General features: G+C 61.5%; 11 protein-coding genes. 3 read left to right on the top strand and 8 right to left on the bottom strand.

What is annotated here, in order from left to right:
* Positions 1-539 precede the first annotated feature (539 nt).
* The gene (locus tag AC1DVS_RS17865) at positions 540-884 is read left to right on the top strand and encodes an endonuclease domain-containing protein (RefSeq protein ID WP_478025265.1); all 345 of its coding nucleotides are present in this window, start codon (positions 540-542) and stop codon (positions 882-884) included.
* A gap of 1 nt (position 885) precedes the next feature.
* Here AC1DVS_RS17865 and AC1DVS_RS17860 read toward each other — a convergent pair whose 3' ends face one another.
* The 7 genes from AC1DVS_RS17860 to AC1DVS_RS17830 form a co-directional block, all read right to left on the bottom strand.
* Positions 886-1704 carry an ABC transporter ATP-binding protein gene (locus AC1DVS_RS17860; RefSeq protein WP_478025264.1) on the bottom strand — a complete coding sequence of 273 codons (819 nt, stop codon included), beginning with the start codon at positions 1702-1704 and terminating at the stop codon, positions 886-888.
* A complete protein-coding gene (locus AC1DVS_RS17855) occupies positions 1701-2480 on the bottom strand; it encodes an ABC transporter permease subunit (RefSeq protein WP_478025263.1) in 780 nt (259 codons plus the stop codon). The genes AC1DVS_RS17860 and AC1DVS_RS17855 overlap by 4 nt, the downstream gene beginning before the upstream one ends.
* A gap of 54 nt (positions 2481-2534) precedes the next feature.
* Complete coding sequence (locus AC1DVS_RS17850; protein ID WP_478025262.1) at positions 2535-4328, bottom strand: OmpA family protein; 1794 nt, start codon at positions 4326-4328, stop codon at positions 2535-2537.
* A gap of 12 nt (positions 4329-4340) precedes the next feature.
* On the bottom strand, positions 4341-5294 hold the full coding sequence (locus AC1DVS_RS17845) for a hypothetical protein (protein WP_478025261.1): 954 nt from the start codon (positions 5292-5294) through the stop codon (positions 4341-4343).
* A gap of 23 nt (positions 5295-5317) precedes the next feature.
* Positions 5318-5977, bottom strand: a complete 660-nt coding sequence (locus AC1DVS_RS17840) for a hypothetical protein (RefSeq protein WP_478025260.1) — start codon at positions 5975-5977, stop codon at positions 5318-5320.
* A 269-nt stretch (positions 5978-6246) separates the two neighbouring features.
* On the bottom strand, positions 6247-7026 hold the full coding sequence (locus AC1DVS_RS17835; protein WP_478025259.1) for a hypothetical protein: 780 nt from the start codon (positions 7024-7026) through the stop codon (positions 6247-6249).
* A gap of 102 nt (positions 7027-7128) precedes the next feature.
* Positions 7129-8994 (bottom strand): hypothetical protein, encoded by a 1866-nt coding sequence (locus AC1DVS_RS17830; protein ID WP_478025258.1) that lies wholly within the window; start codon positions 8992-8994, stop codon positions 7129-7131.
* 331 nt (positions 8995-9325) lie between these two features.
* On the opposite strand from AC1DVS_RS17830, the gene AC1DVS_RS17825 reads away from it, so the two are divergent.
* Together AC1DVS_RS17825 and AC1DVS_RS17820 are read left to right on the top strand one after the other, a co-directional pair.
* Positions 9326-10123 (top strand): SDR family NAD(P)-dependent oxidoreductase, encoded by a 798-nt coding sequence (locus tag AC1DVS_RS17825; protein WP_478025257.1) that lies wholly within the window; start codon positions 9326-9328, stop codon positions 10121-10123.
* A gap of 5 nt (positions 10124-10128) precedes the next feature.
* Entirely contained in the window at positions 10129-10992 is an 864-nt protein-coding gene (locus tag AC1DVS_RS17820; RefSeq protein WP_478025256.1) for a glucose 1-dehydrogenase, read from the top strand.
* Positions 10993-11013: 21 nt separating this feature from the next.
* Here the strand turns inward: AC1DVS_RS17820 and AC1DVS_RS17815 are convergent, their stop codons facing one another.
* Positions 11014-11976 (bottom strand): LysR family transcriptional regulator, encoded by a 963-nt coding sequence (locus AC1DVS_RS17815; protein ID WP_478025255.1) that lies wholly within the window; start codon positions 11974-11976, stop codon positions 11014-11016.
* Positions 11977-12008: the final 32 nt, after the last annotated feature.

Below are 12008 nucleotides of genomic sequence, written 5' to 3'. Positions count from 1 at the left end.
GGGCTCCGGACCATCGAGAGTGCGGAGCCCCTCACCAACTTCAGCTAGGCAGCGAGCTGCCAAGCTTCCGTATCCTCTCCCACTGGAGAGGAGATTGAGGAACGCGGCATCTCCTAAGATGGAATACTGTCACTCCTCTCCTTTGGGAGAGGATACGAAGCCTTATGAGCGCAGCGAATTAGGCGAAGTTGGTGAGGGGCTCCGGGAGCTATCGAGAGTGCGGAGCCCCTCACCAACTCCAGCTAGGCAGCGAGCTGCCAAGCTTCCGTATCCTCTCCCACTGGAGAGGAGATTGAGGAGCGCGGCATCTCCTAAAATGGAATACTCTCACTCCTCTCCTTTGGGAGAGGATACGAAGCCTTATGAGCGCAGCGAATTAGGCGAAGTTGGTGAGGGGCTCCGGACTATCGAGAGTGCGGAGCCCCTCACCAACTTCAGCTAGGCAGCAAGCTGCCAAGCTTTCGTATCCTCTCCCACTGGAGAGGAGATTGAGGAGCGCAGCACTCCCAAATTCGGGGAAGATCAGGTAAGATCTGCACATGCCGCAAAAGCGCCTGACCCGAATTGCCCGTGCCCTTCGCGTCAATGGCACTGAGGCCGAGCACAGGCTCTGGCAGTATCTCCGCAACCGTCAGGTAGAAGGCGCCAAGTTCAAGCGGCAGCAACCGGCGGGTGGTGCGATTGGTGATTTCATCTGTGAGCAGGCGCGGCTGGTGGTCGAGCTGGACGGCGGGCAGCACGCCCCCCAGAGCGATGCCCCTCGCACACGGATCCTGGAGGCAAATGGCTACACGATCATCCGTTTCTGGAACCACGATGTGCTGGCGAATAGCGATGGTGTCGTCGAGGAGATACGCGCTCTGCTGAAAATCGCCAGCGCCTGAATCACAAGCTCCTGAAATCTGTATAGATCTTCTTCGACAGCTCGAAAAACTCGGGGCATTCGCGAAGGTCCGGGCGCCAGGCCATGCCCATTGCCGCCAAATCATAGATCTTCTTGATCGATGAGCCCGTCTTCTTGCCGTCTACGGGCTCGTTCCTGCCGAGGAGCACGAGCTGGTCGGCGATGGTGATCGCGGATTCCACATCATGGGTGGTCACGATGATCGTGTTCAGCTCATCCTGCGAACTTACGTCGCCGATCAGCTCGATTGCTTCGTCCTTGTTGATCGGATCGAGGCCGGAGAAGGGTTCGTCCATCAGCAGAAAATGGCCGGACGAGAGCAATTGCTGGATGATCGCGACGCGCTGGCGCTGTCCGCCCGAGAGCTGGGCCGGATAGAGATTGGCGCGATCCTCGATGCCGAAGCGCTTGAGATAGCCCATGGCCTTTTCCGTGGCCTCCTCCTTCGGTGTGCCGCGCTGGGCTGCGGCGACGAGGAGATTGTCGAGCACCTTGCGATGCCGGAACAACGTATATTGCTGCGGCACGACGCCGACATCGCCCGGCTGGACCAGCTTCTGCTCGGCGCCGATCAGCACTTCGCCGGTGGTAGGGCGCTGCAGGCCGGAAATGCACCGGAAGAGCTGGGTCTTGCCGACGCCCGACGGCCCCAACAGGCACACCACCTGGCCCTGGGATTTGCCGGCCCGGTGGATGTCCTTGATCTCGTGGTTGATGCCCGAGAGGATCGGATTGTCGCCGAGCGTGAGCGACAGGTTGGAGATGTTCACGAGCGTTTCGTGAACGGTATACTCGTTCATCGCTTCGACTCCGTGTCGAGCGTCGAATAGGGGAAGAGCAGGGTCTTGCAGATGCGGAGGAACCAGTCCTGCGCGAGGACCACGATCAGGATCGTCAGGATCAGCGCGAACACCGCGTCGAGGCGGAGATATTTGTTGTAGTTCAGGAGCATTACGCCAATGCCGCCTTCGGTGCGCGCGACCCCCTCGACCATGGGCAGCAGCATCCAGCCCATAGCGGCGTTTTCACGCATGACATCGATGACGGTGTCGGCCTTGCCGCGCACGACGACTTCCCAGACGATCCGCCATTTGCTCATCCCGAGCGTGCGGGCATGGTCATACTCTTCCATCGGAATGCAATCGAGCTGCGACAGCATCGAGGTCACGAACCAGACGAGCATGCCGTAGACCAGAAGCGCCAGCTTGAACTGGTGGATGCCGGTGGTCGCGAGCGTGAAGAAGACGGTCAGGCCGACAAAGCCGATCGCGCGGTTCTTGGAGATGAAGACCACGAATGGCCGCACGACCGGCATCAGCGACGCATAGGCGAGCAGCAGCGACAGGATCGTGGTGAATAGGATCGCTTCGACGTTGAGCAGGAAGCTGACCATCAGCTCGTGCAGCAGGCCGTGCGCCATGAGCTCCCGCCACGCCGTCAGGATCGCCATCGGCTTGGGGAGGAGCGGGACCGGCAGGAAACTCGTGATGACGATAAAGGCGATCGCCCAGCCCAAAGCGAGCAGGCGATTGTCCATCACGGGCAGTTTTGCATTGGGCTGAAACAGCGCGAACATGGTTGCCCCAAAAAAATCGGGGGCACGATGGCCCCCGAAATAGTCTGACTTGGATCAACCCACCTTGCGGAGGAATATCTGGACGCGCCGGTTCTTGCGGCGGCCCTCCTCAGTCGAGTTGTCGGCGGCCGGCGACGTGTCGCCATAGCCGCGCGTCACGATGCGGTTTTCCGGGAAGGCCGATCCGGCATTCTGCATGAAGTAAGCCTTCACGGCGTCAGCGCGACGCTTGGACAGCGCCATATTGGCCTCCGAGCTGCCGACATTGTCGGTATGGCCGCGGATTTCGACGCTCAGATTGGTGATCGCCGTCTGGTTCAGCACCTGCTCGAGCACCGCGAGCGACGCGGGCTTGAAGGATGCGGAGCCGGTATCGAACTCGATCTGGAAATCGCCATTGGCGACGACCTGACCCGATGTGTTGCCGGCATAGGTGTCGACCGCGCTGACCTTGGCTTCAGGCGATTCCCGCAGCAGCGCCGCCAGATATTCAGTGTTCACGACACTGTCATAGGCCGGGTAGCTGGTGAAAAGGGCGGGGTAGTATTTTTTGTTATGGTCGCCGAACATCGTATAGGTGCGCTTGTACAGATTGGCCTTGCCATTGAGGCCGAAGAGATAGGCGTTGTCGCCAAGGTTGATCACGCGCGATCCGCCAAGCGCAATCGTCGCGCCCTGCTTGTCGGGTTCGCTCACGCCCTTGGCGTATTTCACCCAATAGGCCGGATCCTGCTCGCCATAGATGTCTGCGCTGATCGCGCCCGCCTGGTTGAGTGCGGCCTCCGAGCTCCGGACCATGTCGCTGCCGCGTAGCGCGGCACGAAGCAGGCCCTTCACCAGCTCGGGGTTCTTTTTCATATAGTCGCGGTTGCCGATGATGATCGCCGGCATCTGGTACGAATATTCGCGCGTCGACGCCAAAGTCCCGGCATTGCCGCGGTTCTGCGCGACATTGACGTCGCCGGGCGTCCAGGTCGCGGTGCCGTCGACCGTGACCATCTGCTTCTTGCCGGTCTTCTTGCCCTTGGAGACGATCTCGCGTTCTTCCTGAGCGCCGGTGATGAATTTCTGGTCGGCATCAGTGAAGGCACTTACGCCGGAGAAATTGAGCGCCTCGGGATCATAGGTTTTTTCGTCTGGGTTGATCGGGATGCCGTTCTGCGCAGCCCATGCCGCGCAGATGTTATAATCGCCGTCGCGCATCACGGCCGCGATCAGGGCGCCCTTGGCGGCCTGGGGCGAGCCCATATGCTTCTTGTCGACCATGCATTTGTCTTCGCCGTAGGAATAGCCGATCGCGCCGACCACTTCGATGGCCTGGTTGAGCTTAGCCATCTGCGGCGAAAGCGAGGAGGCGAAGGCCGGATAGCCATCGCCCATGATGATCGCGAACGCGGTGCCGTCAGTCGGGTTGGCGACGCCCTGGCTGATCTGGGTCGCGAACTTCAGCATATTCTCCTGCATCTTGCCGTAATCATCCTGGCGCTGGATGGTCGCCTTCAGATGTTCCTTGGCCATGAGGCTGCCGACGGTCGTGACCGGGCCGCCATTCGCGAAATGCAGGCCCATCTCGGCATTCCAGGCGAGCACTTCCATGCGGAAGGGCGTGCCGTCGGGCACGACGTCTTTCGACGTATTGAGGATGACCGGAACCGCAGTCCCGTTCTGCGTCACCGTACCGGTGACCGGCGCGAGGCCGGTCGGCACCTCCGACTGGATCTCGGCCGGAGCCTGGAGCCAGTTGGTGTGGCTGCGAACATAGCCGATGCCGAAGATGGCGACGCCGATCGCGACGACCGCGCCAGCGCCCTTGGCAAGTGGAGTCGGTTTGCTGAAATCATATGCCATGTGAAGTCCCCCTTAATTCTTGAAAAAGACAGGTGCGGCCTGTGCGCCGGGTTCAAGGCCGGTCGTCGTTGATGCTGGTGTGTGGTCCTCGATCAGCAGCGGCTTGGCCTTGGCCTGCCAGCGCTCGAACGCCTGCATGTCATAGACGCCCTTCTGGATGTCGATCGAGTCGATCACTTCCTGGGATGCGAGCTGGAGATCGTTCAACTGGCCGAAGACCGAACCGAATTCCTTGGCGATCAGGCTCGACGCATCCTCATAGAATTGGAGCTGCTTCGAATTGCCCGACAGCAATTTGCGGGCCGAGTTCATGCTGGCATCCGCTGCCTTGAAGGCGCTCCACTCGGCCTTTTTGCCGACGATCTTGTCGGCCAGCTCATTCTCCTGGAACTTGTAGACAGCGTACATCTTGCGCAGCAGATCGAGGACGGGCGCGATGCGGGCCGACACGTTCGAGATATTCTCGGCCGAGTTGCGCAGCGTGCCGGCGCGGGTGGCGAACGACCTGAGGCTCGACGGATCCTTGCCGAGGCGCATGCCGGCATCATATTGGGCCTGGGCATCATCGGCCTGCTTGATGAGATCGTCGCGATTGGTCTCGATCGAGGAGACGGTGCCGCTGAGCTGGCGGATCTGGTCAGCGAATTTCTGGCCCTCTTTCTTGATCTCGATCTGATAATTTTCGAGCGGGGAGATCGGATCGAATTCGATGACGCGCCAGGTTGCCCTTCGCGCGAGCGAGTTGAGCAGGAGATTGAGCGTCGGCAGGAATTTGTAGATGGCGAAGCCGGCAATGACCAGCAGCCCGGTGCGCAGCGTCGTTTCCGTCGCGTCGTGCAGCAGGGTCAGCGCACCGTTGACCGAGGGGCCGAAGGTGTTGATCCCGATAACCGCGCCGACAACAAGTGCCCCTCTGATAAGCCAGCGGGTGACAATTTCCTGCTTCGGAACCATGACCTCGTTCATGTCATTTCCCCCTGAATCTAAGTCTAAAGAGACTTGATCTTGTTGGTGAGCGCCACAAGTTCAGCGGCGACAGTCGCCTGCGCGGTCGCGAAATTCGCGTCAGCGCCCTCGATCTGAACGCGTGCCGATTCCGCCTCTACGGTGAGGGCGGCCTGTTTGGAACGGTTGGTCTGGATATTCGCCTGGAGCTGCGCGACCTGTTTCTCCAGCGCGTGGATATCGTTGCCCAATTTGGTGGCGTCGGCCAGCTTGCTCGTCACGTCCTTGGCGAATTTCTTCTCGCGCTCGTTCTTGTAGAGCGTCGCGACGCCGTTCAGGGCATCGGTATGCGTCGTCGAGAGCGCCTGAGCGATCTGGGCCGATGAGATCTTCGAGCTGGCGAGCGCTGCCTTTAGCCGCATGCCTTCGTCCGGGATGATGCCTTCGAGGAGCTTTGCCGCGTCCATGAGCGACACATAGTCGCTGGGGACGGCGAAGGTGCCCGCGCGGATCTTGTCGACCAGATCGGCATCGACGCTGCTCGACATGCTCTGCGGATTGCCGATAGGCGATGTGACGATGGGAGGAGGAGGAGCATTTGGGGCAGTCGCCTTTGGCGGGGCCTGCACGGGTTCGGTCGGATTATCCTCAGCTTCGAACAGGGCTCCCATAACCGAGCCCAGCAATCCCTTTCCTTGACTCACTTCTGATCCTTTCAGACCTTACGATGTCGCAGGCCGCGATGAAGGACACGCATTAGAGCAAACTTGGATTAAGCACACATTATTTCTGGCGCCGATTGTCGCATAAATTCGGCGTTTATTTGGGGGGCAAGTCGCGGGGCCAGCCCGGTTTTAGCTGCCCGAATTCTAACTTTTTTGTCATGTTTCCCCGACCGCCGCTTCGCCAGACGGGGTGCCAGAACCATTAGAATCCCGACGTAATCGGCTTCCACTGATCAAAGCGGACGCTCTTATGCACATGGTCCGCGGCGGGCGGGATGTTCGGGCCAGTGAAGCGCGATCTGCTTTTCCCGTTCACGCCAGGCGTCCAGCATTGGCCCCATATTTTCCTCAGCGGTCCATGGTTTATCAACTTCGTGGGCCAGGCACTTATAATCCAATTCGCGGAATTTCTCTTTCTTGAACGCCTTATACATGGCGTCGGACATGACCATTGGCTCATCGCTATCGCCCAGGCCGAGAAGCCCCATCGTCCACAGGTGGGCGCCTGTTATGGCTGGCTTGCTGATTCTTATTGCGGGAGCGTTCGATTTGTCAGGGTACTGCTCGCTATACGATGCATGAGTAATCGCCTGGCCAATCGAGAACTCAAACGTCCTTGAGCCATCTGCAGCGTCATAGCCTTTAAAGTGTTGCTGCAATTCCCCGGTCAGCAAGCAATCGATATCCTGTCCAATGCTATATTTGTAATGCGGGCCGAGGTCCTCCCCGCTTTTTCTTTTGAGGGCGAAGGGTACAAAAAAATGCAGCCCCGGCTCCCAATCCTCAACGAAATCCCTGAAGCGCTGATTGCAAACGCGGATTGTCCGAACCGTGATGATGTCCGGAATGCGACTGGCCGTCTTTTTGACCTGCGTCGCTGAGGTTATGTGATCATAGCCGGGAACGCGCAATCCGCGACCTCTGATGAAATCGCCATAATCGGGGGTCTGGCGGTAATATTCAGGCTGGTCCGGCTCAAAGGGCGTATATGAACCGCCTCTGCTATTTCGTTTTACTATGACCGCCATATCGCCTCCGCGAGATCATTCGCAGCCTTCTGACAGGCGGCCTGGTTTGCTGTTTAATTAAAGTGGACCCGGGCTGTGCTTGGGTAGCGCAGGGAATGCGCCTTATTGCACCTGTGCCTGGATGCTCAGGGTGAAGTTGGGCGGCGTGCCGCTCGAACCGTTCATTACGCCCTTCGGGTTGAGGCACACGAAGTTCACTGCCGGATCATAGGCCGATACCGGGGTGTAGGTGCAGGCAGCGAACGTGGCCGGCGCGGTTGCCGCGTTCGAATATTTGATATCGGTGCCGACGGTGAAGCTGAGGCCGCTGGTCGGCGTGCCTTGCGTGAAGATCGGCGAGGACGAGGTGCCGACCAGCAGCTGGTTGGGCAGTGTGTCGATCAGCCAGACCGAGTTGTTGGTCACGGACGAGGGGCCCGTATTGCTCACGGCAAAGGTGTAGCGGACGATCGCGCCCGGGATGTATTTCGGATTGGTGGTGCCGTTCACCGGATCCGACACCAAGGTACCGGTCTTGCTGATGGTCAGCTGCGCATTGGCGGCGACCTTGGTGTTCGTGATGGTGCAGGTCACGACATCGCCGACCGCCGGCGTGATCGTGCCGCCCGGGACGGTCGGCAGCACCGTCGACGATCCGCCATTGGTGTTGGTGCAGGCCATGTTCGACGTGTATTGCGACAGGACGGTTCCGCCCGCGCCGACCTCAGCGAAGGTATAGACAGTGCCGGGGGTGACCTGCGTCTGCGCGGTCGTGCCGTTGGTGACCGTCGAGCCGGTGCCCGTGGTGGTGGTGGTCGCTATATTCGTCGCGCCCTGGTTGATATTCATCGTGAACTGATCGGTGGTGAACTGGCGGCCCGTGCCGGCGAGTGCCTTTTTCAGGGTCAGATGCGGATAGACTGCCTCGGTGTAGGTGCATTGCACGACATCGCCGTACGACAGCGGGCCGAAACTATAGGATGAGGTGATGACCGCGCTCGGCAATGGCGTGGCGGAGCTCACGCTGTTGGTACAGGTGAGCGACGATCGATAATGGCTGATGGTACTGACGCTGGCGCCGGTCATCGACTGCACCAGCGTCACCGGAACGGCGGACGCGGTGGACAGCGCCGCGGCGGTGAACGGGCCGAGGCCAGTGCCGCTGGTGGACCCGGCGGCGAGCGCGGTTCCGGTGGTGGTCGAGTTGATCGAGAAGGCGAACTGGTCGGCTGCATTCAGCCGCGCGACCGAGATAACTGTGGTCAGGCGGATCGAGGCGTAGCGCACCGCGAACATCGCCCCTTCGAGGCCGCCGCCGACCAGGGTGGTGGTGACGGTGGTTGGCGTCGCGCTGCCGACGATATAGGCGCCCACCGTGCCGGCAACGCCGGTCTCGGTAAAGGTTTGCGTCCCTGTGCCCGACGCGGTCGGATAGGTCGAGCCGGTGGTCGGGCCGACCTGATCGAGCAGGGACCAGCTGCCGCCATTGGTCTGGAACTTCAGTGTTTCGGCGTCATTGGTGGATTCCCCGTCCGCCGCGACGATCATATATTGGGTGCCGCCGGTCGCGCCCGGGGGCGGTGTCAGCACGATGTTCGACATGACGAGCGTGGAGGTGCCGGCGGCGGTCTGGTAGAGGACCGGCTCACCGGTGATGCCGAGAAACGCGGTGTTGCCGATGGCAGCTCCCGTCCAGGACGGGGCCGCAAGCGTGTTCAACGCGGAGCCGGAGGTGACCTTCAGGTTGAAGCTCACCACCGTGCCATCCTGCAACGTCAGGCTCATATTCTGGCCTAAGCCTGACCGCGCGCTGGCATCGTTGTAGGTGGAGAAATCGATCCAGCAATAGGTCTGCCAGCCTGCCGGCCCGGTCGAGCCTTGCGACGTCGCGATCGAGCAGCTGGCGGCCATCGCCGCGGGCGCGAAAAACAGCGTACCCAGAACGACGAGCAGTGTAGCAGCAAATTGTCTCAGACGCGTGCTTGTCATTGGCCCTGTCATTAGCGGCGATCGGTTCCGGCTTTTTCGCCTCTTCTGGGAAACCGTTCTACCGGAAAATGGTTTTTCGGCCGTTAATCGGCCCCTCCGGAACCTCTCCACAAGGTGTAGGGACCGGCCTCGGATTCGTCATCAATTCGGATGATTTCCGCGGGTTTCGGCGCGTTTTCGGCCAAATGTCGCGTGCCGCCGGCACCTGCCCCGGAGACGCAGGACCCTAATTGCCTAAAGCAGGTTAATCCGGCGGCGAGAAAGGCTGCGCGGGCGGAACCCACAGGCGAAGACAGCGGTTCGTGAGGCAGGTGGGTCTGAGGAGACCGCAATGATCGGAAGCGACAGAAGCATGTTCGCCGTCGTCACCGGCGGCTCGAGCGGCATCGGTTACGAACTCGCCAGGCAGTTCGCCGACAATGGCTATGACGTTCTGATCGCGGCCGACGATCCGGAGCATCTCGCCCATGCCCGTGCCGGCCTTTCGGCGGGCGGCGCGATGGTCGAGACTCATGCCAGCGACCTTTCGACTGAGCAGGGTGTCGACAGCCTGTACCATGCGATTGGGGGGCGGCCGGTCGATGTGCTGTGCGTCAATGCCGGCGTCGGCCTGGGTGGCGCGTTCGTCGAGACCGATCTGCAGCGCGAGCTCAGGATGATCGATCTCAATGTGCGCGGTGCCGTGCAGCTCACCAAGCTCGTGCTCAGGGACATGGTCGCGCGCGACAGCGGCAAGCTGCTGATAACCTCCTCGATCGCTGCGACGCAGCCGGCTCCGTTCGAAGCCGTTTATGGAGCGACCAAGGTGTTCCTGCGCTGGTTCGGGGAGTCGCTGCGCAACGAGCTGAAGGACACCGGCATCGGCGTCACTGTGCTGATGCCGGGCATCACCGACACCAACATCTTCAACCGCGCCGACATGATGGACACAAATGCCGGGCAGATGAAGCACAAGGACGATCCCGCGGTGGTCGCCAAGGCGGCGTACGATGCGCTGATGGCCAACAAGCACAAGGTCCTCCCGACGCTCAAGAACAAGGTCGCGGGCGCGGTGGCGGACCTGACGCCGGCGCAGCTGGGGGCGAAGATCCACCGGGCGTTTTCCGAGCCCGGCTCAGGCAAGGAGTGAATGCCATGGACACGATGGACGAGATCAAGCCGCCGCTTCCCGAACAGCAGCAGCCGGTGCCCGGCACGACCGGCGCGATGAACCCCAGGCCGGATCATGGCGAGGAGAGCTATCGGGGCCATGGCCGGCTCGAGGGGAAGAAGGCGATCATCACCGGCGGCGACAGCGGGATCGGCCGCGCGGTGGCGATCGCCTTTGCGCGCGAGGGCGCTGACGTGCTGATCGCCTATCTGAACGAGGATGAGGATGCTGAAGATACTGCGCGGCTGATCGAGGAAGCTGGCCGTAGGTCAGTGCTGGTGGCGGGCGATATCGGCTCGCCGGAGCATTGCCGCGCGATTGTCGATCGGGCGGTCGAGGCGTTCGGGCGTGTGGATATCCTGGTCAACAATGCGGCGCATCAGATGAGTTTCAAGAGCCTCGACGAGATTCCCGACGAGGAGTGGGAGGCGACGTTCCGCACCAACATCCATGCGATGTTCTATCTGGCCAAGGCCGCCGTGCCGCACATGGGGGAGGGCGGCGCGATCATCAACACGACGTCGGTGAATGCCGATATGCCGAGGGAGACGCTGCTGCCTTATGCGACGACCAAGGGCGCGATCCAGAACTTCACGGGCGGGCTCGCGCAGTTGCTGGTGGAGAAGGGCATCAGGGTGAATTGCGTCGCGCCGGGGCCGGTCTGGACGCCGCTGATCCCGTCGACGATGCCACCCGAGCAGGTGAAGCAGTTCGGCGCCGAATATCCGATCGGGCGGCCTGCCCAGCCCAAGGAGCTTGCGCCTGCCTATGTGATGCTCGCGACTGACGAGGCGAGCTATATCTCCGGCGCGACGATCGCAGTGACGGGCGGGAAGCCGATCCTGTAGGGCGCGGGCGCGCTGGGATAATTAAGTATAGTGTCCCCGAATTAATGCTCTTTGCCGGCCGCGTTCCTGTTCGGCGAGGATGTCGATGAAGGTTGAGACGCGTGCCGGGCGGAAGCGGGTGGCGGACACCACGGCGTGGATGCCGCCGCTTTCGAGTTGCCAGCGCGGCATCAGATGGACCAGGCGGCCGGCGGCGAGATCGTCGGCGATGACGAAGTCGGGCAGGACCGAGGCGCCCATTCCGCCGCGGACCGCCTCGAGCACGCCGAGCGTGGCGCTGATCGCGATGCTGCTCGAGAAGCGGACTGATCGTTGTTCGCCTGAGGCATCGGTGAAGGTCCAGTCCAGCGGGGCGCGCAGATTGGCGTTGGCCACGAAGGGGAGGCTGGCATGCTGCTCCGGCCCTGCATCCTGCGGCAGAGCGGCTGCGACCTCCGGATTGGCGACGAGGAGCTGCTGGAACGACCCGATCTTGCGAGCCCGCAAGGCGCTGTCCGCCAGCCAGCCGACGCGGATCGCCAGTTCGATGTCGTTGTCGACCTGATCGAGCGTACGGTCGGTGATGACCAGGTCTGTGGTGCAGGCGGGGAAGCGCCGCTGGAACTCGGCGAGCGCGGGGACGACGACTGCGATGCCATAGTCGAACGGCGCCGTCAGGCGGAGCATTCCCGATGGGGCGCGGTCCTTGTTTTCCAGCACGTCGAACGCGCCGTGCACCTCCGACAGAATGCGGACGCACCGTTCGTGAAAGGCTCGGCCCTCTTCGGTCAGCCGTACGCTTCGGGTGGTGCGCACCAGCAGCGTCGTTCCGAACGCAGCCTCGAGCCGAGCGACCTGCTGGCTGACGACTGCCTTGGTGATCCCCAGCCGTTCGGCGGCGGCGGTGAAGGATCCGGTCTCAGCCACCTCGGCGAAATAAGCGAGGCGTTTGAGGTTGTTGAGGCCGCGGCTTGCGTCGGGCCGGCTATTATATGTCTCAGGCATACAATGTGTGTATTTATTCGCTGTACTCAACG

Source organism: Sphingomonas sp. P3_C5, from assembly GCF_056402635.1.
This window is presented reverse-complemented; position numbering and strand designations above follow the sequence as displayed.

Coding starts and splice junctions, on each gene's coding strand:
- AC1DVS_RS17850 (WP_478025262.1), bottom strand. CDS start 4,328: ATGGCATATGATTTCAGCAAACCGACTCCACTTGCCAAGGGCGCTGGC.
- AC1DVS_RS17855 (WP_478025263.1), bottom strand. CDS start 2,480: ATGTTCGCGCTGTTTCAGCCCAATGCAAAACTGCCCGTGATGGACAAT.
- AC1DVS_RS17835 (WP_478025259.1), bottom strand. CDS start 7,026: ATGGCGGTCATAGTAAAACGAAATAGCAGAGGCGGTTCATATACGCCC.
- AC1DVS_RS17825 (WP_478025257.1), top strand. CDS start 9,326: ATGATCGGAAGCGACAGAAGCATGTTCGCCGTCGTCACCGGCGGCTCG.
- AC1DVS_RS17830 (WP_478025258.1), bottom strand. CDS start 8,994: ATGACAAGCACGCGTCTGAGACAATTTGCTGCTACACTGCTCGTCGTT.
- AC1DVS_RS17860 (WP_478025264.1), bottom strand. CDS start 1,704: ATGAACGAGTATACCGTTCACGAAACGCTCGTGAACATCTCCAACCTG.
- AC1DVS_RS17845 (WP_478025261.1), bottom strand. CDS start 5,294: ATGAACGAGGTCATGGTTCCGAAGCAGGAAATTGTCACCCGCTGGCTT.
- AC1DVS_RS17820 (WP_478025256.1), top strand. CDS start 10,129: ATGGACACGATGGACGAGATCAAGCCGCCGCTTCCCGAACAGCAGCAG.
- AC1DVS_RS17815 (WP_478025255.1), bottom strand. CDS start 11,976: ATGCCTGAGACATATAATAGCCGGCCCGACGCAAGCCGCGGCCTCAAC.
- AC1DVS_RS17865 (WP_478025265.1), top strand. CDS start 540: ATGCCGCAAAAGCGCCTGACCCGAATTGCCCGTGCCCTTCGCGTCAAT.